General features: G+C 60.8%; 20 protein-coding genes and 2 pseudogenes. 8 read left to right on the forward strand and 14 right to left on the reverse strand.

Annotated features, from left to right (window positions below):
• Positions 1–3 precede the first annotated feature (3 nt).
• The gene (locus A2G06_08605) at positions 4–456 is read right to left on the reverse strand and encodes a transcriptional regulator NrdR (GenBank protein ANA40345.1); all 453 of its coding nucleotides are present in this window, start codon (positions 454–456) and stop codon (positions 4–6) included.
• Positions 453–917 (reverse strand): cytidine deaminase, encoded by a 465-nt coding sequence (locus tag A2G06_08610; GenBank protein ANA40346.1) that lies wholly within the window; start codon positions 915–917, stop codon positions 453–455. Before A2G06_08610 ends, A2G06_08605 begins: the two co-directional genes overlap by 4 nt.
• A gap of 166 nt (positions 918–1,083) precedes the next feature.
• On the opposite strand from A2G06_08610, the gene A2G06_08615 reads away from it, so the two are divergent.
• Positions 1,084–1,629, forward strand: coding sequence for a phosphohydrolase (locus A2G06_08615; GenBank protein ID ANA40347.1), 546 nt, complete (start codon positions 1,084–1,086; stop codon positions 1,627–1,629).
• A gap of 43 nt (positions 1,630–1,672) precedes the next feature.
• The gene (locus A2G06_08620) at positions 1,673–3,130 is read left to right on the forward strand and encodes an RNA-splicing ligase RtcB (GenBank protein ANA40348.1); all 1,458 of its coding nucleotides are present in this window, start codon (positions 1,673–1,675) and stop codon (positions 3,128–3,130) included.
• Positions 3,131–3,174: 44 nt separating this feature from the next.
• Here the strand turns inward: A2G06_08620 and A2G06_08625 are convergent, their stop codons facing one another.
• Both A2G06_08625 and A2G06_08630 read right to left on the reverse strand, forming a co-directional pair.
• On the reverse strand, positions 3,175–3,624 hold the full coding sequence (locus tag A2G06_08625) for a hypothetical protein (protein ANA40349.1): 450 nt from the start codon (positions 3,622–3,624) through the stop codon (positions 3,175–3,177).
• Complete coding sequence (locus A2G06_08630) at positions 3,621–3,974, reverse strand: hypothetical protein (GenBank protein ID ANA40350.1); 354 nt, start codon at positions 3,972–3,974, stop codon at positions 3,621–3,623. The genes A2G06_08625 and A2G06_08630 overlap by 4 nt, the downstream gene beginning before the upstream one ends.
• 248 nt (positions 3,975–4,222) lie before the next feature.
• Between A2G06_08630 and A2G06_08635 the strand changes: the two are divergent.
• The 3 genes and pseudogenes from A2G06_08635 (at position 4,223) to A2G06_08645 (ending at position 7,127) form a co-directional block, all read left to right on the forward strand.
• Positions 4,223–5,313, forward strand: a pseudogene (locus A2G06_08635) (cobyrinic acid a,c-diamide synthase).
• A gap of 11 nt (positions 5,314–5,324) precedes the next feature.
• Positions 5,325–5,756, forward strand: coding sequence for a hypothetical protein (locus A2G06_08640; GenBank protein ANA40351.1), 432 nt, complete (start codon positions 5,325–5,327; stop codon positions 5,754–5,756).
• Positions 5,757–5,795: 39 nt separating this feature from the next.
• Positions 5,796–7,127 (forward strand): hypothetical protein, encoded by a 1,332-nt coding sequence (locus tag A2G06_08645; protein ID ANA41637.1) that lies wholly within the window; start codon positions 5,796–5,798, stop codon positions 7,125–7,127.
• On the opposite strand, the pseudogene A2G06_08650 reads toward A2G06_08645, so the two are convergent.
• From A2G06_08650 to A2G06_08665, 4 genes and pseudogenes are all read right to left on the reverse strand, one after another.
• Positions 7,042–9,664, reverse strand: a pseudogene (locus A2G06_08650) (ATPase). The gene A2G06_08645 and the pseudogene A2G06_08650 sit on opposite strands and share 86 nt — an antisense overlap.
• Entirely contained in the window at positions 9,665–12,139 is a 2,475-nt protein-coding gene (locus A2G06_08655; protein ID ANA40352.1) for an AMP-binding protein, read from the reverse strand.
• 168 nt (positions 12,140–12,307) lie between these two features.
• The gene (locus tag A2G06_08660; GenBank protein ANA40353.1) at positions 12,308–12,772 is read right to left on the reverse strand and encodes a hypothetical protein; all 465 of its coding nucleotides are present in this window, start codon (positions 12,770–12,772) and stop codon (positions 12,308–12,310) included.
• 102 nt (positions 12,773–12,874) lie between these two features.
• Positions 12,875–13,168 (reverse strand): hypothetical protein, encoded by a 294-nt coding sequence (locus A2G06_08665; protein ID ANA40354.1) that lies wholly within the window; start codon positions 13,166–13,168, stop codon positions 12,875–12,877.
• A gap of 101 nt (positions 13,169–13,269) precedes the next feature.
• On the opposite strand from A2G06_08665, the gene A2G06_08670 reads away from it, so the two are divergent.
• A complete protein-coding gene (locus tag A2G06_08670; GenBank protein ID ANA40355.1) occupies positions 13,270–13,416 on the forward strand; it encodes a hypothetical protein in 147 nt (48 codons plus the stop codon).
• Positions 13,417–13,606: 190 nt separating this feature from the next.
• Here the strand turns inward: A2G06_08670 and A2G06_08675 are convergent, their stop codons facing one another.
• Both A2G06_08675 and A2G06_08680 read right to left on the reverse strand, forming a co-directional pair.
• Positions 13,607–13,963 carry a hypothetical protein gene (locus A2G06_08675; protein ANA40356.1) on the reverse strand — a complete coding sequence of 119 codons (357 nt, stop codon included), beginning with the start codon at positions 13,961–13,963 and terminating at the stop codon, positions 13,607–13,609.
• A gap of 6 nt (positions 13,964–13,969) precedes the next feature.
• A complete protein-coding gene (locus A2G06_08680; protein ANA40357.1) occupies positions 13,970–14,155 on the reverse strand; it encodes a hypothetical protein in 186 nt (61 codons plus the stop codon).
• Positions 14,156–14,396: 241 nt separating this feature from the next.
• Between A2G06_08680 and A2G06_08685 the strand changes: the two genes are divergently transcribed.
• Complete coding sequence (locus tag A2G06_08685) at positions 14,397–14,657, forward strand: hypothetical protein (GenBank protein ID ANA40358.1); 261 nt, start codon at positions 14,397–14,399, stop codon at positions 14,655–14,657.
• A 19-nt stretch (positions 14,658–14,676) separates the two neighbouring features.
• Here the strand turns inward: A2G06_08685 and A2G06_08690 are convergent, their stop codons facing one another.
• Positions 14,677–14,982, reverse strand: a complete 306-nt coding sequence (locus A2G06_08690) for a hypothetical protein (protein ANA40359.1) — start codon at positions 14,980–14,982, stop codon at positions 14,677–14,679.
• 3 nt (positions 14,983–14,985) lie between these two features.
• Positions 14,986–15,204, reverse strand: a complete 219-nt coding sequence (locus A2G06_08695) for a FeS-binding protein (GenBank protein ANA40360.1) — start codon at positions 15,202–15,204, stop codon at positions 14,986–14,988.
• Positions 15,205–15,339: 135 nt separating this feature from the next.
• Between A2G06_08695 and A2G06_08700 the strand changes: the two genes are divergently transcribed.
• Positions 15,340–16,296 (forward strand): rhomboid family intramembrane serine protease, encoded by a 957-nt coding sequence (locus A2G06_08700; protein ANA40361.1) that lies wholly within the window; start codon positions 15,340–15,342, stop codon positions 16,294–16,296.
• Between the two features lies 1 nt (position 16,297).
• Here A2G06_08700 and A2G06_08705 read toward each other — a convergent pair whose 3' ends face one another.
• Together A2G06_08705 and A2G06_08710 are read right to left on the reverse strand one after the other, a co-directional pair.
• Positions 16,298–16,711: a hypothetical protein gene (locus A2G06_08705; GenBank protein ANA40362.1), complete on the reverse strand. Its 414-nt coding sequence runs from the start codon at positions 16,709–16,711 to the stop codon at positions 16,298–16,300.
• A gap of 22 nt (positions 16,712–16,733) precedes the next feature.
• On the reverse strand, positions 16,734–17,201 hold the full coding sequence (locus tag A2G06_08710; GenBank protein ID ANA40363.1) for a bacterioferritin: 468 nt from the start codon (positions 17,199–17,201) through the stop codon (positions 16,734–16,736).
• Positions 17,202–17,279 lie beyond the last annotated feature (78 nt).

Consider the following 17,279-nt stretch of genomic DNA (forward strand, 5'->3'; position numbering starts at 1 on the left):
CTGCTACTTCTTGAGAAGATCCTGGAGCTCGGACATGAACTCGTTGACATCCTTGAAGGAGCGATAGACCGAGGCAAAGCGGACGTACGCCACCTCATCGATGTCATGGAGCTCGGTCATGACCCATTCGCCGATGGTGGTACTCGGCACTTCCTTTTCCCCGAGCTCCGGCAGGCGGGCCTCCAGCCGGTCCACGAGCCGTTCGATGGTTTCCCGGGACACCTGCCGCTTTTCACAGGCCTTCTGAATGCCCGCGATGAGCTTGAGCCGGTCGAATGGCTCGCGGCGCCCGTCCTTCTTGAGCACCAGAGGAAGGACTTCCTCGATCCGTTCGTGGGTGGTGAACCGCTTGCCGCACGACTCGCATTCGCGCCGGCGGCGGATGGCCGCCCCACCCTTGTCGGGGCGCGAGTCCACCACCTTGCTGTCGAGTTGACCGCAGAACGGACATTTCATGACGCTCTTCCTTTCAGGTCGGAAAATCGCTCCACTGCTACGCCGGATTCGCCGATCATCTCGCGGGCAAGGTCGTCCGAGTATCCCTCTTCGTACACGATGCGCCGGATGCCGGCATTGATGAGCATCTTCGAACAGATGATGCACGGCATGGTGGTGCAGTAAAGGGTGCCCCCGTCGATATTGGTGCCGTGCTTGGCCGCCTGGATGATGGCGTTCTGCTCCGCGTGGAGGCCCCGGCAGAGTTCATGGCGCTCGCCGGACGGGATGCCGAGTTTCTCTCTCAGGCATCCCACGTCGAGACAGTGGGCCACACCTGAGGGCGCGCCATTGTAACCGGTGGCAAGGATGTTCTTGTCCTTGACGATGACCGCACCCACCTGACGCCGCAGACAGGTCGAGCGCTTGGCCACCAGGTGTGTGATCTCCATGAAATATTCGTCCCAGGTGGGTCGGGCCATGAGGTCTCCAGTGCGGGAAATACGCGCCAGAATACACCGAAGACTCCTGAAAGGTCAAGAAATTAGCCCATTGACGCGGGGTTGCACCGGGTAAATGCATGATTGACAGAGCAGCGCCAAGGTCCGGATAATGAGACATCACTTCCAGCGCGAAAGAGGTTTGCCCATGACCCCCGAAAATCTGCTCGCACGGCATTTCGGCCCAGCCACTACGGCCTGCGGCATTGTGCTTGCCCACAGCCGCCACGTGGCGGCCAAGGCCCTGGCCGTGGCTCGCCGGCTCCGGGATCCGTCGCTCGATCTGCGGTTCCTAGAAGAAGCGGCCCTGCTCCACGACATCGGCGTCTGCCGGACCAATTCCACGGGCATCGGCTGCACCGGCGAGGCCCCCTATATCCTCCACGGCATCATCGGCCGGGAGATTCTGGAGGCCGAAGGACTACCCCGGCATGCTCTCGTCTGCGAGCGCCATATCGGTGTCGGCCTCACCGTGGAGGACATCGAACGTCAGAGCCTGCCCCTGCCCCGGCGCGACATGGTTCCCCTCAGCCGGGAAGAGCGAATCGTCTGCTTTGCCGACCTGTTCTTTTCAAAAAAACCCCGCTCCCTCGACCACGAAAAGCACCCCGACGAAGTGAGGGCGAATCTGCTGCGTTATGGCGATCACAAGGTTGCCATCTTCGAGGAATGGCTGGCTGAATTTGAGGTATAGTTGGAACATCGGAGAATTAGCTTACAGGAGAGGTGAACGAGCCATGACGGCACCGGCAGCGCTGAAGAGAATATCTGCAACGATCTGGGAGCTTCCCGTATCCTACAAGCAGGGAATGCTCGTTCCCGCCCGCATCATTGCCACGGAAAAACTCATCAACGCCATGGACGCAGGCGTTTTCGAGCAGGTATCCAACGTGGCCTGCCTGCCGGGCATCCAGAAATACGCCTTCTGCATGCCTGACGGCCACTGGGGATACGGCTTTCCCATCGGCGGGCTGGCGGCCATGGACCCGGATACGGGGGTCATTTCCCCCGGCGGCATCGGCTTCGATATCAACTGCGGCATGCGGCTGGTTCTGACCACCCTCACCTATGAAGAGGTAAAGCCGCGCCTGCGTGAGCTGGTGGACGCCCTCTTCTACCGGGTGCCGGCCGGGGTCGGGAGCCACGGCTTTGTGCGGTTGTCCCACGACGAGTTCTGCCGCGTGGCCGAGCAGGGCTCCTCCTGGTGCCTGAAACACGGTTACGCCTGGCCCGAAGACCTGGAGATGACCGAAGAGCACGGCTGCTTTACCGGAGCCGATGCCACGAAGGTCAGCCAGAGAGCCGTTGACCGTGGATACAACCAGATCGGGACCCTCGGCTCGGGCAACCACTACCTGGAAATCCAGGTGGCCCGCCCCGAGAACATTTTCGACGAGGATACCGCCCGGGCATTCGGCATTACCGTACCGAACCAGGTGGTGATCATGTTCCACTGCGGCAGCCGCGGCTTCGGCCACCAGGTGGCCACCGACTATCTCCAGCTTTTCCTGTCGGTCATGGAGAAAAAGTACGGCATCCGCACCAATGACCGCGAACTTGCCTGCGCCCCCTTCCGCTCCCGCGAGGGGCAGGACTACTTTGCCGCCATGAAGTGCGCGGTGAACATGGCCTTTGCCAATCGCCAGGTCATCCTCCATCGCATCCGCGAGGTCTTTTCGGACGTATTCGGTCGCGACCCGCGCGATCTGGGCATGGATATGGTCTATGACGTGGCCCACAACACCGCCAAGCTGGAGACCCACCTGGTGGACGGGAAAAAACGCGAACTGCTGGTTCATCGCAAGGGCGCCACCCGGGCCTTTGGCCCCGGCATGGAGGGGATTCCCGCCCGCTACCGGGAAACGGGCCAGCCGGTCATTATCGGCGGCAGCATGGAAACCGGCTCCTATCTGCTGGCAGGCGACCCGGGAGGCGGCGACACCTTCTTCACCACCGCGCACGGCAGCGGCCGGACCATGAGCCGCCATCAGGCGAAAAAGCTGGTCAAGGGGCAGAAACTGCAGCGGGATATGGAGGAGCGCGGCATCTACGTGCGGACCGCGTCCTGGGGAGGACTGGCCGAAGAGGCGGGGCATGCCTACAAAAACATTGACGACGTGGCCGAGGCCACCGAACTGTCGCATCTGAGCCGGCGGGTCGCACGGCTCGTGCCCATCGGAAATGTCAAAGGTTGAGGAGGTGATGCTGAAATTTTGACGCGGGCAATGGGCCCGCGCATTCAGATTTTCAGATCAATGACGAGCCCCTTGAGTTCAAGTATCTTGTTGGTGATGGCGAGACGATCCTTGTTCTCGGTCATGATGAGGCGATAGAGATTGTCGGCCTCTCGGTCGATCACGGTGATGATTTCGAAGCAACGTGGGTTGAGGGTCGTCCCCCCCACCCGCTGGAGCCGGTAGGCATGGGATGTGACGTTTTTCGTGATGCGGCCGATGAGATCGCGAAACGTGCGAAAATTGGCAATGGTCGGCTCCCGTTCCAGCTCGTTGCCGGCCTTGTCCAACTCGCCCTTGAGGACCTGCAATTCCTGCTCATGGTTTTCGAACTCCGACCGGTTGCGGGCAAGAGTCCGGACAAACGGCGATCCGGCAATGTCCGACCGGCCGAGAGATTCCTGTTTCCCCTTTTTATCCACGTCGCGCGAAGAAAGACGGTCACTGATCTTCATTGGCTGACTCCTATGCTCTGCGTATCGTTGGTGCGCGCCCAGGGCGAATCGACAGGCGCGATGCAGTTGCCGCGCCAGTCGACCGAGATGATGAAGTCGTCGTCATCCACGCCGATGGTCCGGTCGCAGCTCAGGTTCACCATACCGCCATAGGTGTAGACCGCGCCGCGGTCTTCATACCAGTGGTACAGCCGGTACCCCCCCCTGTCGGCCGACACTGACGAGGGAGCTCCCACCCGGTTTATCAATTCGTTCAGAGGGGCGCCTTTCCATGCCCTCATCTGCGTGCCCACCGGGGAGCACCCCCCCAAAACCGTGAGTGATGCCAAAATGATCAGGGAATATTTCACGTTCCACCCGCACAAGAGTAATGTTCCCATTGCTGATGCAGGAACAGTGCCTTAGCTGACAACACGGTCCTGACAGCGGGATAATCGCGTCGGACATGGGAGGATAAGGCTCTTTTTTCGCCCCGTTGGACGTGCAATTGTGTATACTGTATGCGGAAAAACACCAACGAGAGCTGGCCGCACCGTTTTTCCGCGCAGCAGTCAGCCTTCATGTTTCTGAATGAATTTCATACGCAACCGGGGGGACCATGGCCAAAAAAGTCTTTATCGGCGCAACGGGACAAAACTGCGGAAAGACAACCATGAGCGTCTCGCTCATGCACCTGGCACAACAGAAATACCGGCGGGTCGGCTTCATCAAGCCCATTGGTCCCAAAATCGAGATGTACAACGGCCTCACCGTCGACATGGACGCCATCCTCATGGCACGGACCTTCGGCCTGGAAGAAGACCTGGCCCTCATGAACCCCGTGCCTCTCCCCAAGAACTTCACCCGCGACTACCTAAGCGGCAGGTTCGACTGCCTCGCCCTTAAAAAAAAGATCGTCGAAGCATTCGAAATCCTCGACCAGAGCTATGACTTCCTGATCATCGAAGGCGCGGGCCACTGCGGTGTCGGTTCGGTCATCGGCCTCAGCAATGCCTGTGTAGCCCATACGCTCGGGGCACCGGTCATCGTGGTGACCGACAGTGGCATCGGCAGCACCATCGATGCCGTGCACCTTAACCTGGCCCTCTACGAAAAGGAAGGGGCCGACGTCCGGATGGTCATCGTCAACAAACTCCGGTCAGACAAGCGTGACTCGATCCTCGGCTTCCTCCGGCGGGGGTTCCCGGGGCGCTCGCTCCAGGTTTCCGGCGGCTTCAACTATTCCCCCGTCCTGGCAAACCCGACCCTGTCCCATATCGGAAAACTGCTCAATCTTCCCGTGCACGGCGACGCTGACAGGCACAGCCGGATCATTCACCACATCCACCTGGGAGCAGCATCGTCCCAACGGGTGGTTGACGCCCTGGAGGATGCCACTCTGCTGGTTCTCACCAGCTCACGGGACGAGTTGATCGTCACCCTGTCCTCCCTGTATCATATCCCATCCTACCGGGACAAGATCGCCGGTCTCGTCATCGCGGGCCACATGCCGGTTTCGGAAATAACCCAGCAGATTCTGGACGACAGCATGATTCCCTACATCCGGGTTCATGACTCCACGGCACGAGTGTTCACGACGCTTATGGAGGATGTCTCCAAGATCACTGCCGAGGACCGGGAAAAGCTCAACTGGATCAGGCAAATGCCGAGAACGAGATCGATTTCGAGGCAATAGACGCCCTGCTCTGAGTGTCCGCCCCATGCCCTATCGCTATCTGCCCGATATTGCCACGGCCGACGTTGCCTTTGAAGCGTGGGGGGAGACGCGCGAGGAGATGTTCTGCGCCGCTGCCGATGCCCTCACCAATGTCATGGTCGACGACCTCGCATCGGTCGCCCCGGCTGATGAAATCGTCATTTCCCTTGCAAGCGAAGAATTGGACCTTCTTCTGTTCTCGTTTCTCCAGGAACTGATCTTTCTGAAAGACGCCCGGTGTCTCCTGCTCAGGGTTCCCCGGGTTATGATCACCGAGGCTGAGGGAGGCCTGCACCTCGATGCCGTTGCCCGCGGCGAGCGGATCGATAATGAGCGTCATCCCATGATGGTCGATGTAAAGGCGGTAACGCTGCATCTTTTTTCGGTCCGGCGGCAAGAAAATGGTTGGTGGGCCCGGGTGGTGCTTGATATATAAGGGAGAACAAACCCAAGCCATCCGCGGAGGATGTTTTTAATGAAGATTAGCGCGATCACGGCAGTTTCGGTATGCCTTCTTCTCTGTTGTCTGACCATTTCAGCGGCCTTTGGCGGCACATGTAACCTCATGAGCCTGACCTACGCCGGCGGAAACGACTATGTCATCAGGACCAACGGTTCAATCTCCAATGTCCAGTCGATTATCCTGAAGGTCGGTTACGGCGACGAAAATAAGCTTGCAAGCAAGCAACCGGTTGTGCAAGAGGGAACCGCCCAGTGGACTTTTTTCAATGCCACATCCCGCACGGACGGGCTTCTGATTTACGCTTCGGCACAACAGCCCTTCCTTCTTTCCGGTGCAGTGGCGCGCATCCGCTTTGCCCGCATAACGACGCCCCCTACCCTTGCATGTACCATTACCGCGGACTATGTTAAGAACGAAAACAACTCTCCCCCACCGGGCGCCCCGTCGGATCAGGACAAGCAGTACGAGAAGGACAGGTTGCCGGAGAAGGACAGGTTGCCGGAGAAGGACAGGTTGCCGGAAAAGGACAGGTTGCCGGAAAAGGACGGGTCGCCGGAAAAGGGCGAAGCCGCCCCCCCATCGGGACCCGCAACGATGTCGGTTCATAGAAACGCAACAGAAGACAGGGAAACCAGTGACGTACCAGCCGAGGAACAACCCCCTTCGGAAACACGAGAAGAGGAAGCCGGACCGTTGGAGCACGAGGAACCGCCTACGCCACCCGAACCTGAAGCCACGCCCCAACGCTCACCCGACAAGCAGCCCGAGCACATCGTTTACCGGAGCATCCGGAGTCGTTTTCAGGAACTGACCGGGGAAAGGACTCCTGCCACGCTCACGGCGCTGTTCAGCGAACCCGTTGCGCAGGGTATTACCCAGGCACCGCCGATCGGATTCAGTGACGGTGAATCCGTTGTGACCCTCACCCTGAAGGGTGCCGGAGACGACACGGCAACCCCCCTCTTCATTCTTAAGGGAGCGCGCCTGCTGACCCTGACACGGGAACCGGACGGACTCTGGGCCGTGAAGGCCCTGCCCGACAGGGGCGTCAGCGAGGCAATCCTGACCGTGGTGTCAGGTGAGGACAGTGTGGTCTACCCCTTGACGGTGGTTCCCCGTATCATCATCAGACCGGCAGGAACAGGTCCGGCATCGGAGGCCGACTTTACGGCATTTCTCGCTCAACGGGACGGAGAGCAGGGGCAGGCAGGCGATCTGAACGGTGACGGCAGGCGCGATTATCTGGACGACTACATCTTTACCGCGAACTACCTTGCCGCCACCTCAACACCCCCTTCTGGATCTCGGACAAAAGAACCATCCCCATCGCCAGCACAACCGTAGCGGCAAGGGCTGGGGCCGATAGCGGCTCCGTATGGAACAGGGGATTGAGCGTCGGCACAAAGACGACGGCGAGTTGAAGACAGAACGTAATCGCGATGGCACCGACAAGGGGCCGGTTGGACATGATGCCGATACGCAGCAGCGAGGTCCGGTCTGAGCGGACCGCAAGCACGACTGCCATGCGGTTCAGAACCAGAAACGTGAAGACCATGGTCTGCCACGGCAGCCCCATCCGCAGGGCAGCGGCCTGGAACGCCAATGCCGCGGCACCGATCACCAGGCCGTAGCCGGCCGCGTAGTACCCTCTCCCTCCAGCAAAAATACCTTCCTTCGGGTCGACGGGCGGTCGACTCATCACATCCCGCTCAGCGGGTTCTCCTGCCAGGGCAAGTCCCGGCAGGCTGTCGCACAGCAGGTTCAGCCAGAGTATCTGAATGGGGAGCAACGGCAGGGGCAACCCCCAAAAAGGCGCAAGGGTTATGGCCACGAGGTCCCGATATTCGACGTGATCGAGTAGGTAATGAACTTGAGGATATTGGCGTAGATCCGGCGCCCCTCCCGCACGGCCCTGACAATGGTGGCGAAATTATCGTCCAGCAGCACCATGGCCGCTGCTTCCTTGGAGACATCCGTGCCGGTGATTCCCATGGCAATGCCGATGTCCGCACGCTTGAGCGCCGGCGCATCGTTGATCCCGTCGCCGGTCATGGCCACGAAATGGCCGCGGTCCTGAAGCGCCTTGACGATCGTGAGCTTCTGCTCGGGCGCCACCCGGGCGTAGACCCGAATCTGCTCCACCTGTGCCTCAAACTCTTCCTGACTCAGTTCAGCCAGTTCCTGTCCGGTCAGCACCGCGTCGCCGTCATCTTCGAGGATTGCCAGCCGCCGGGCAATGATCCGGGCCGTGAGCGGGTGGTCGCCGGTTATCATCACGGGGGTGATGCCCGCGTTCCGGCACTGGGCAACCGCCTCGGCAGCCTCCTCGCGCGGGGGATCCATCATGCCGGCAAGGCCGAGGAAAATCAGGTCGCTCTCAATCCCGTCACTTTCCAGCCGGTCGGGTACCCGCGGCCAGCGGCGCATGGCCAGGGCAAGCACCCGGAGGCCGCGGGCTGCCATTTCATCCGTTACGCGCTCGATCTCTCGCCGGTCCAGGGGGATCTCCCTGCCGGAGACACGCATCGCCACCGACCGGGCCGCGAGCACTTCGACCGCACCCTTGGTAAAGGCCAGGATGGTATCGCCATCCCGGTGAAAGGTGGTCATGCATTTGCGTTCCGAATCAAAGGGAAGTTCGGCCATCCGCGGATGACGGGCCTCGATTTCGACGCGGGTCACGCCACAAGTCCGCCCGTAGGCCAGAAGGGCCGTTTCGGTGGGGTCGCCGACCAGCCCTCCTTCCGAGTCCTCATGCGCATCGTTGCACAGGACCAGGGCCGTTGTGAAGAGGTCGACGGGCGAGCGAGGGGAACTGGTGCAGGCAGCCCCATCGCCCGGGTCCAGGCCGTTCGGCCAGACGTCCTCCACGGTCATTCTGTTGAGGGTCAGGGTGCCGGTCTTGTCGGAACAGACATAGCTGACCGAGCCGAGGGTTTCCACGGCGGGAAGCCGGCGGATAAGGGCATTCTGGCGGACCATCCTGCGCGCGCCCAGGGCAAGCGTGATGGTCACCACTGCCGGCAGCGCCTCCGGAATGGCGGCTACTGCAAGGGATATGGAGGTGAGGAGCATGAGGAGGAGGGGCTCTCCCCGCAGCAGTCCAAGGGTGAACACCACCGCGCAGATGGCGAGCACCGCCAGCGCGAGGCGCTTGCCAAAGGCGGCGAGACGCCGCTGGAGCGGGGTTTTATTTTCGGCCTCCTGTTGCAGCATCGCGGCAATCCGGCCAAGCTCGGTTCCCATCCCCGTGGCGACTGCGACGCCGATGCCGCGACCGTAGGCGACCACCGTCCCCTTGTATGCCATGTTGCGCCGGTCGCCCAACGGCACATTCGGGTCGGGAAGTGGTTCCGAGAGCTTCTCCACGGGAAGCGACTCCCCGGTAAGGGCCGCTTCCACGGTTTTCAGGTGCACCGCTTCCACAAGGCGCACGTCGGCCGGCACCACGTTTCCCGCTTCCAGCAGGACAAGGTCGCCGGGGACGATCTCTCGGGCGGGCACGCTCAGATGCTCGCCGCTGCGCAGCACTGCGGCATAGTTGCCTGACATCTCCCGAAGGGCGGCCATGGCGCGCTCGGCGCGGTATTCCTGGGCAAAGCGATAACGGCGTTAAGCACGACAATGATAATGATTGGCGCCGCATCCCCCGGCTCGCCGATGGCGCCGGCCACCACTGCCGCGCCGATCAGCACCAGGATCATGAAGTCCGTGAACTGGCCGAGGAGCATGGCAAGGGGCGTCCGCCGGACCTGTTCTTCCAGTTCATTGGGGCCGCATTCAGCCAGGCGCCGGCGGGCCTCATCGCGGCCAAGCCCGGCAAGGGACGTTGCGAGCCTGGTCAGGGCCTCATCGATGGGTATACGGTGCCATTCCGCCACTTAAAGTTCCTCCACGGCCGCACGCGCCGCAGCGACTATTTCAGCAGGTGACTCCAGGGTAAAGCGGATGGCCGTGCCGAAGGTCACCCGCACTTCGCCCCTGACGGGCCAGGAGGCACCGCGGGGGAATACCTGTTCGAGCCCGCGTATCCGCACCGGAACCACCGGAATGGCCAGTTCCCGCACCATCACTCCGAGCCCCGGTTGAAACGGCAGCAAGCTCCCGTCCCGCGAACGTTCACCCTCGGGGAACACAAGTATGCTCATGTCCCTGTCCGCAAGTGCCCCCATGAAACGAAGCGCGCCCCGGAAACCGCGGCTCTGGGGAAGCGGAAACACCGTGAAGGCTACCGATGCGTACTCGTAGGCAAGGCGCTTCCAGATCTTCTGCGGGAGGCTCTTGTAGTTGCGGAAGAAAAACTCCTCCCAGGCAGCAGTGGCGGTTTTGTAGCGCCATTCACCGGGGAGAGCGGACATGATGACGGGATGATCGAAATAGCTGAGATGATTGGAAACGAACAGGATCGGGCCGTCCAGGCCGTCCAGATGTTCCCCGCCCTCCACCTTCAGGCGGACGTAGTGCCGGATCAAGGGGCCATGGAGAATCATATCCAGCACTCGCCGCACCGCCAGTGCCGCGGGTCGGGCGGTCCATGGCCGGAACCGCTCGCGGCTGTGGACCTTGGCCCGGAGGCGGATGACCTCCCGAAGTTCGGCCACCCGGGTGCGGGGGCCGATGACCGTGTCCTCCAGATCGAGACGGAACTCCATCTCGATGGCGTTGACCAGCTCCAGCCTGCCGATGGAGGTGAGCCCCAGATCGGTCGTCAGCACCGCGTCGTCCGTCACCGTTGCGACCGGGTTCCCGGTGATCCGGGCGATCATCAATGCCAGCCTGTCACTGGACCCCCCTGTCACGCCAGTGCCACCTCCCTGGGCAACCCGCTCCTTGACGAGAAATTTCCGGATCTTGAGGGTGGTGGTCTTGGGGAACTCCGCGTCAGACCAGATGGACCAGCCGGTAATCCGGTGGAGATCGTCAAGCCGCCCATTCACCTCGTTGATGATCTCCTCTGCCGGACGGCCGCTCCCATCGGGGATCAGCACGGCGTGGACCTCTTCCCCCTTCCCGCGGTCCAGACCGATGACACAGGATTCGCGCACCCCGGCGGCCCGGTCGAGCATGGACTCGATCTCGTCGGGGAACACATTGACACCCGCCCCCGTGACGATCAGCTCTTTTCCTCTGCCCAGGATCCGGAGCCAGCCCGAGCCGTCGAATTCTCCCAGATCGCCCGTGCGGAACCAGCCATCGGCAAAGGCATCACGGCTGGCCGATTCATTGCGGTAGTAGCCGGGAAAGACGTTGTCTCCCCGGGCCAGCACTTCGCCGTTAACGAGTTTCAACTCGACCCCCGGCAGTGCCGGCCCCACGGAACCGGCCACCTGGCGCTCAAGCGTGTTGGCCGCAAGGACCGGAGCACACTCGGTGAGGCCATATCCCTCTAATATGGTAAACCCGAGGCCGGCCCAGAAGCGGAACACCTCCGGGTCCAGGGGCGCTCCCCCTGACACGAACAGGGAAAAGTTGCGCCCGAATTTCCGGTGGACCGGAGCAAACAGCAGCTTGCGCCGCTCAACCGGCAAGTGCCCGGCAACAGCCAGCAGTCGGGCCAGCACAGATCCCAGCCCCCGGGCATCAAGCTCCCGCTCGATGGAGTCCTTGAGCAGTTGAAGCAGGCGCGGCACGGCGATCAGCGCGTGCACATTCTCCTCCCCCAGGGCTTCCATGATGGCCGACGGCTTGAGGGTACGGATATAGGCCACTGATGCGCCCCGGTACAGGGGGGTCAGAAATCCGCCCATCTGCTCGAACATGTGCGACAGGGGCAAGAGTGAAAGAAACACGTAGTCGCTGGTGACGATGGGGATGTGGCGGTTCACCTGGAGCAGGTTGGCAATCAGGTTACGATGGGTGAGCATGACCCCTTTCGGGGCTCCGGTGGTGCCGGAGGTGTAGATCAACTCGGCGATGTCGTCCGGATCGGGCACGTGGCGGGCAGTGAGCGGTGGGCACAACTCAAGAAGGAAGGGCAGTTCCTCAAAAAGTACCGTCGGCCGGCCGGTGAGCCGCTCAAGCTTATCCCGGCTCTGGATCACAAGCCGGGCCTCGGTGAGGCCCGCAATGACATCCGCCCGCTCGGCCCCGGACATGAAATCGACTGGCACCACGATTGCGCCGCGGGCAATGATACCCCAGAAGGCGATGCCCCACCAGGGCGAATTAGGCCCCCAGAGCACGACACGATCCCCGGGACCGACCCCCCGGTCGGCCAGCCACGCGTTCATCCTGAGCGCGTGGTCATGGAGGAATGCATAGGTATAGCGGTACCGCCGGACGCCGGTCCGAAACACGAACGCCGTATCAAGGCTTCTGCCGCTGAATGAAGTGAAAAGATCTGCCAGGGTTTCCATGCCGTGCCCGATCCTATTAAGGACGCTAACAAACGAATACTAGTATAGGGACGAAACCCTGTCATGCAACTATATACGTGATACAGGTGCATCCGGCGGGATAATGGGCGGACAAGGCGATCAATGCCTGGGGGAAAAGACCGGGGCTGGCCGGCAGCAGTCCGCTGGTCAGCGGGAGATACACTCGGCAATGCGGGCGGAATGTTCCACCACGTCGCGCACGAAGTCGTCACGGCGCTGGCGGCGTGTTCTCCCCAGATACGAGATATACCCCTTGAGGGAGGAATCCAGCAGGTAAGCGCGACGGACGAGCCTGATCTCACTGTAGAGCAGGAGAGCGAAAACGGGCACGGCTATGAAGGCGGCGCTATTCCTGACCAGCATGGCTGTTCCGCCCACGATGATCAGGCAACCGAGCCGCATGAGACTACGGGACAGGGCACTTTCGAAGATATCGCCCCTTATTTCAATGAGGTGGGAAACGAGGCGTGCCTCGTGATGGTCGAAGAAGCGGGCGGCATTGTAGTGGACGGCAGGTCGATCCCCCCTCCTGGCCTTGGTTTGCACGAGGAAGTGAATGCCGGTCAACTGTTCATCGGCCGCAATGAATGCTTTGAGCGAGGCACAGACCATAAGCCGTCCGGGTAACACAGGTGTCGTTGCACCACAAGCCGCTGATAAGCAGATGTTAATAGTGTATCTCAGCCTCTTCCAAACACGCAATCACAATTTACGTCATCGTTTCCAGTCACTGCGGGTACGGTGAGCGAGAACGGCGTTTTCGAAATCGATCTCCTCCAGAATGCGCTCGGCCTCTCCCCGGGTAAGCCCGACGCTTGGCCTGTTGCCCATCCAGTGAGTCAGGTCGTCCGTCGGAGGGTTGAGGGGGTGCGGTTTCGATGGCCCCGGAATCAGTTTCCCGTTGATGAAGAGAGCAGCCTCGTAGGCCCCCTCCTTCCTTACCAGCAGAAATTCGGCGAGACCGCCGGAGCTGAGGTGTTTTTTCAGGATCAGTTTCTTTATGATCATGCATAGCTCCGTGAACAGCGATCAGCTTGATATTCTGCGAGATTTTGGATACAGTTTACCACTAGGGCGAACGGCCGCCAGCGGTGGCGTCGGGAGGTTTCATGGGCAGATACATACGGGAAGAACGTACGGCCAAGGAGAAGATCCAGGACACGGTCAACACCATAATCGCCTTTTTCCTCATGATCGTTGCTTCAGCGCTCGTGGTCCTGCTGGTCTTTCTGTTCTACGAAAATTCCAAGGGTTGATTCACGACGCTTTGTGCGGAGCCAGGCCGTCATCCTTTTGGGTGACGGCTTTTTCCATTTCAGGGACCGGCTGTCCACCACGTTCCGGTGCTCTCCCGCCAGAAACATTGCCACATTGACCGCCAGGAAACCCGGAAAGAAGGGGGCGACATGCTCAAGGGCGCCCAACTCCATTGAGAGGCACAACCATCTACTCGCCCGTGAAGAACCGCTTGATGCTCCTGCCCATTTCCCTGAAGGCCTCTCCGGTTTTCCTGCCCGTCTCCCGGAACCACTCTCCCACACCCTTGCCGGTCTTCTTAGCCTCCTGGCCGGCCTCCTTGCCCATCTGTTTTACGCCCTGACCGATCTCCTTGCCCCCCTCCTTGAACGCCTGGCCCGTCTCCTTGCCAATGGTCTTGAAGCCCTCTCCGACCTTTTTGCCCCCTTCCTTAATTCCATCATCGGCACCTGCCACTCCCCCCAGCAGCAACGCAGCAGCAACCACTACCACTGAAAACGCTCCTCGAATCCTCATTCCTCGTGGAAAACCGTTTCTTGCTCGCACTATTCGCTACCTCCCTCTTCCCTGAGTAAGAAGCTCTTCCGCTCGGGGTACATCCTCTTCGGCCACATGGATTTCCATCATGCCAGTACCACGTCTTTCTTGACGGAGGAAGTACTCGATGCCGCCTTTCCTCAGGATTGCTTCCACCCTGCAACAATCCGTTTCATCTTTGGGGTCATAGAACCGTGCCATGATCAGGACCTCCCTTCCCGTGAGCCCGACGGCCGGCTGGAGCCGGTCTGTCCGTGGGATGCGTATTGTTGTCTAGTTAAATAATAGCATGAAACCGCCGGATGGATTGCGCCTTTCATCATGAGCCGCAACGGTGAAAATAATGGACGCATGACCTTTCATGCAGTATGCTGAGGATGCCGTAACGACGGATGCACACTGCAGCGCCAAGGCCGGCAGCGGCTGAAAGGAGCGGGATATCATGTTGCTTGAGGATGTGGGTAACGATGTCTACAAGTCGTGGAGCACTACCAAGCGCCGGGCGGAAATAGCCAAGCTTGTCGAGGGGTACCGGTCAGGACTGCCTGCGTTCATTCTGTGCAGAATGACGGAGACCATTGCCGGCAGCCGCAAGCGAGCCAGGAGATTCCTGCACGAAATGATGCCCACTGCGGAACGGCAGGAGGCGGCAGCGCGGGAAAGCGGCCCGACGGCGGAATTTGTGAGGGATTGCCTACTCTGATCGGGGCGTTTTGCATGCGCTACAGAAGCTGAATCTCGCTCACCCGCACGATCAGCACATCCTGCCGGAACCGGCCGGCGAGCTCCTCGCGAAACCGGCGCCACCACGGCCGATCCAAATGTTCGGCCATCACCTCGTAGATTACGATGTCATCGTGGACGGTGGTGGCTGACCCCTTCCACAACCCTTTTGCCGGCGACCTCACATAGGTGGTGATTCCACCGTAGCGCTCTGTCAGCTCGTCCCTGACCCGGACGAATTCCTCCTGGGGGAAGTTAGTGCCGTCATTGTCGTAGAGCGGCAGCAGTATCTGAAAGAGATACATGGCCTACCCTCCTTCCGCCAGGCCGGACATGCAGGCAGTGCCGCCGCGAATCGCCTCGAAGGGGCACTCGGTCACGCATCGGCCACAGGCATCGCATCGTTCGGGGCGGCCGAGCACCACTGTTTTTCTCCCATCCTTCGTTTCGAGGCTCAACAGCCGGTCCGGGCAGGCTGCCACGCACCTGCCGCACCCTTTGCACCGCCCCCCATCAATCCCGATCATGGTGTGTTTCCATCTCCTCGGCGCCCTCTTGTTTTTCTCGTGCGACCCCATGCTATTCCGACGTGTTTATGACTGCTTCAAGTTTTTTTCGCAACGGGTGTCGCAATAGCGGGTGGTAATGGTTACCATGGAAGCATGAATATCTCCCCTGAACACCTGTTGCCCTTGCCCGAACTGTGGCTCCCCTTGCCCGCCGACCCGGGAACCGGCCCCTCCACCGACATTCTGACCGCACAGGATGCGCGGCTCTGGGCGTTGGTCCTGGAGGCGCGGTATGTGCCCGTTCGGGTAGAGCAGAACGGCGCCGGTTGGCGAGTGCTCGTTCCGGCACCGGCTTTTGCCCGGGCTCTCAGGGAGGTGCGTCTCTTTGAAGAGGAGAACAGCAACTGGCCCCCTCCCCTGCCGCCCGTACGCCCATTGGAAGAGAACACCCTCTCCACCCTGTCAGTGCTGCTCCTGCTGGCGATGTTCCACAATCTCACCCGGTTCGGCGTCACCCTGCCCGGTCACGCATCCACCGACTGGTTCGACCTCGGCAATGCCAATGCAGCGTCCATTCTCGATGGGCAGTGGTGGCGGGCCGTGACTGCGCTGACACTTCATGCCGATGTTTCGCACCTGGCGGGCAACCTCGCCATCGGCGGTTTCATTGCCGTCCTCCTTTGCCGCGAGCTCGGGGCCGGCTTGTCATGGGCGCTCCTGCTCGGCTCCGGCATCCTCGGCAACCTCACCAACGCCTATCTCCAACTCCCTGCCCATCGCTCGGTGGGGGCATCGACCGCGGTTTTCGGCGCAGTCGGCATCTTCGCCGCTCTCAGCGCAATGCGCTACATCCATCATCCGAACCGGCGGGGTTTGATTCCCGCCGCAGCAGGGCTGGCCCTGCTGGCGGCGTTGGGCACGGAAGGCGAGCACACCGACCTGGGCGCGCACCTCTTCGGATTTCTCTGGGGAATCGGATTCGGCATTGCAGCGGAGTTCCGGCTGGCAACAAGCGGCAGACCGGGGCGGATGGTCAACGCGGTGCTGGCACTGGCCAGCGCTCTCGTTGTGGCATCTGCGTGGTGGATGGCATTCACCGCAGGAGGGTGAGTCATTCAACCCGATGTTCTTCCCCGGCCGTGACAGCCACGAGCACCATCCGGGGAAACAGACCGCGATCCGCCTCGGCCATCCGTTCCGGGCCCAACCGGGTCAACTCGTCACGCAGGCGGTCCGCGGCGGATACCAGCCCGATCACGTCCACCCGTTGGCAGACCGGTCGTACCCGCCGCAGATAGCCTGCTCCTCCATTCAGGAGACTCACTGCCCCGCTAAAATTGCCGTTGCGCCAGTGGTGGAGGGCAACGGCCAGTTGCAGCGCCCCCTGGTAAAAATCCCGGATCTCTCCCTCGCTGCCGATCCAGAGATCTTCCAGGGTTTCGTGGCATTCGAACCAATCGCCCCGGTTGAACTCACCGAGCGCCTGGAGCAGCTTGCCTGAAATAGAGTGCTCACACAGATCCATGGGGTACCATGATCGCCTCTGCCTAGTCGACCTGCTCTGCCAGATAGTTCTGCGCTCCCATCTGGGAAATCTGGTCGAGTTGTGACTCCAGCAGGTCGATGTGCTCTTCCTCTTCCTTCAAAATCGACTCAAGCAGTTCGCGCGTGCCGTTGTCATCCACCTCAACCGCCAGCCGGATGCTCTCGTTATATCCCCTGATGGCCGTTTCCTCGGCAAACCGGTCGTTTTCATGCATCCCGGGCACTTCCGAACCGATATGGATCTTGTTCAGGTTGCTTACGATCGGCTTTCCCTCAAGAAAGAGAATCCGGGCAATCAGTTTCTCCGCGTGCTTCATTTCGTCGATGGAGCGCTTGCGGGCCATGGCGTGGAGCCGCTCATAGCCCCAGTTCTCGCACATCTCCGCATGTACGAAATATTGGTTGACAGCAGTAAGTTCTTCGGCCAACCGTGCGTTCAGGTGCTCGATAATCCGTTCGTTCCCTTTCATGCCCGCCTCCCTTTCGTCCGCTGTTGTATACTGCACACTGACAAGTGAAACAGCCTTCGGCCAAAGGTCAAGCCGTCG

It is taken from the genome of Geobacter anodireducens, assembly GCA_001628815.1.
In the GTDB taxonomy this organism is placed as follows: Bacteria; Desulfobacterota; Desulfuromonadia; order Geobacterales; family Geobacteraceae; genus Geobacter; species Geobacter anodireducens.

Excerpts from the sequence above, each read along its gene's own strand:
- A2G06_08605 (ANA40345.1), bottom strand. The coding sequence starts at position 456 with ATGAAATGTCCGTTCTGCGGTCAACTCGACAGCAAGGTGGTGGACTCG.
- A2G06_08655 (ANA40352.1), bottom strand. The coding sequence starts at position 12,139 with ATGGAAACCCTGGCAGATCTTTTCACTTCATTCAGCGGCAGAAGCCTT.
- A2G06_08685 (ANA40358.1), top strand. The coding sequence starts at position 14,397 with ATGTTGCTTGAGGATGTGGGTAACGATGTCTACAAGTCGTGGAGCACT.
- A2G06_08710 (ANA40363.1), bottom strand. The coding sequence starts at position 17,201 with ATGAAAGGGAACGAACGGATTATCGAGCACCTGAACGCACGGTTGGCC.
- A2G06_08690 (ANA40359.1), bottom strand. The coding sequence starts at position 14,982 with ATGTATCTCTTTCAGATACTGCTGCCGCTCTACGACAATGACGGCACT.
- A2G06_08670 (ANA40355.1), top strand. The coding sequence starts at position 13,270 with ATGGGCAGATACATACGGGAAGAACGTACGGCCAAGGAGAAGATCCAG.
- A2G06_08625 (ANA40349.1), bottom strand. The coding sequence starts at position 3,624 with ATGAAGATCAGTGACCGTCTTTCTTCGCGCGACGTGGATAAAAAGGGG.
- A2G06_08705 (ANA40362.1), bottom strand. The coding sequence starts at position 16,711 with ATGGATCTGTGTGAGCACTCTATTTCAGGCAAGCTGCTCCAGGCGCTC.
- A2G06_08620 (ANA40348.1), top strand. The coding sequence starts at position 1,673 with ATGACGGCACCGGCAGCGCTGAAGAGAATATCTGCAACGATCTGGGAG.
- A2G06_08695 (ANA40360.1), bottom strand. The coding sequence starts at position 15,204 with ATGATCGGGATTGATGGGGGGCGGTGCAAAGGGTGCGGCAGGTGCGTG.
- A2G06_08700 (ANA40361.1), top strand. The coding sequence starts at position 15,340 with ATGAATATCTCCCCTGAACACCTGTTGCCCTTGCCCGAACTGTGGCTC.
- A2G06_08665 (ANA40354.1), bottom strand. The coding sequence starts at position 13,168 with ATGATCATAAAGAAACTGATCCTGAAAAAACACCTCAGCTCCGGCGGT.
- A2G06_08610 (ANA40346.1), bottom strand. The coding sequence starts at position 917 with ATGGCCCGACCCACCTGGGACGAATATTTCATGGAGATCACACACCTG.
- A2G06_08660 (ANA40353.1), bottom strand. The coding sequence starts at position 12,772 with ATGGTCTGTGCCTCGCTCAAAGCATTCATTGCGGCCGATGAACAGTTG.
- A2G06_08680 (ANA40357.1), bottom strand. The coding sequence starts at position 14,155 with ATGGCACGGTTCTATGACCCCAAAGATGAAACGGATTGTTGCAGGGTG.
- A2G06_08640 (ANA40351.1), top strand. The coding sequence starts at position 5,325 with ATGCCCTATCGCTATCTGCCCGATATTGCCACGGCCGACGTTGCCTTT.
- A2G06_08615 (ANA40347.1), top strand. The coding sequence starts at position 1,084 with ATGACCCCCGAAAATCTGCTCGCACGGCATTTCGGCCCAGCCACTACG.
- A2G06_08645 (ANA41637.1), top strand. The coding sequence starts at position 5,796 with ATGAAGATTAGCGCGATCACGGCAGTTTCGGTATGCCTTCTTCTCTGT.